At 51.0% G+C, this 1,202-nt stretch carries 1 protein-coding gene; it reads right to left on the bottom strand.

Translation table 11 applies throughout. The features are described from left to right. Positions 1–32: 32 nt before the first annotated feature. A partial coding sequence (locus tag FC96_RS12560) for an iron-containing alcohol dehydrogenase (protein ID WP_056943236.1) occupies positions 33–1,202 on the bottom strand: 1,170 nt, incomplete at its 5' end.

Below are 1,202 nucleotides of genomic sequence, written 5' to 3'. Positions count from 1 at the left end.
GCTACTCAAGTCAGACCGCCTTGTTTCACAGGCTATTCAGCGTCATACGCTTCTTGGAACAACTGCACCAACTCTTCCTTGGTGCCTTTCCGTGGATTTGAGAACGCATTCCCATCCTTCAAAGCATTTTCGGCCATGAGTTCAAAGTCTTCGGGCTTGGCGCCGATTGCCTTGATGCTGCGAGGGATGTTCACATCGTCCCCCATTTGCCGCATGGCCTTAATAGCTAAATCGGCGGCTTCCCGGGTTGACAAGCCTTCCGTGTTTTCGCCCATGGCCTTTGCCAATTCGGCGAACCGTTCTGGGGCGGCTACCAAGTTGTACTTTTCAACAACTGGCAACAAAATAGCGCAGCAGACACCATGAGGGGCATCGTATTGGCCACCCAATTGGTGCGCCATAGCGTGGACGTAACCCAGGTCAGCGTTATTAAAGGCCATCCCGCCTAACATTTCAGCTTCTACCATCTTGGTCCGGGCTTCGATGTTGTGACCGTTGGCAACGGCTTCCCGCAAGGCTTCTTCACACAACTTAATCCCGGCGATGCATTGGCCATCGGTGATTTCGTTACGGTTCGTTGACACATACGGTTCGATCAATTGAACGAAGGTATCCATCCCGGTTGAAGCCGTCAAGCCAGCGGGCACGTCCAACATCAACATCGGATCGTTAAATGAAACGAGCGGAATATTGCGCCATGAGACGACCACAAACTTCAGCTTCGTTTCTTCGTTGGTAATCACACAGTGACGGGTTAATTCAGAAGCCGTCCCAGCGGTTGTGTTCACCGCCATCAGTGGTGGTAATGGGTTTTCCAAGGTTTCGATCCCAGCCAGCTTGGTGATGTCATCGCCGTTGGTCAAGATGATCCCGGTCCCTTTCCCACAGTCGTGAGCTGAGCCACCACCCACGGTGATGATACTGTCACAGTCGTTGTCTAAATAAACTTGTTTAGCGGCTTTAATGTTCCGAACCTTAGGGTTTGGTTCTACCCCATCATAGATGGCATAGCTCACACCGGCCTGATCCAATGAAGCTAAGGTCTGGGCAACTGGCCCGTTCGCCATACCGCGCAAGAACTTATCCGTCACGATCAACGGTTTGGTCATGTTGAGCATCTTGGCCCGATCGCCAATCTTTTCAATGACCCCTTTACCGAAGAAGTTGACACTAGGCATTAAAAAATCAAAATTTTCCTTCAT

Origin of the sequence: Secundilactobacillus kimchicus JCM 15530 (assembly GCF_001433995.1) — a bacterium.
Taxonomy (GTDB): domain Bacteria; phylum Bacillota; class Bacilli; order Lactobacillales; family Lactobacillaceae; genus Secundilactobacillus; species Secundilactobacillus kimchicus.
This window is presented reverse-complemented; position numbering and strand designations above follow the sequence as displayed.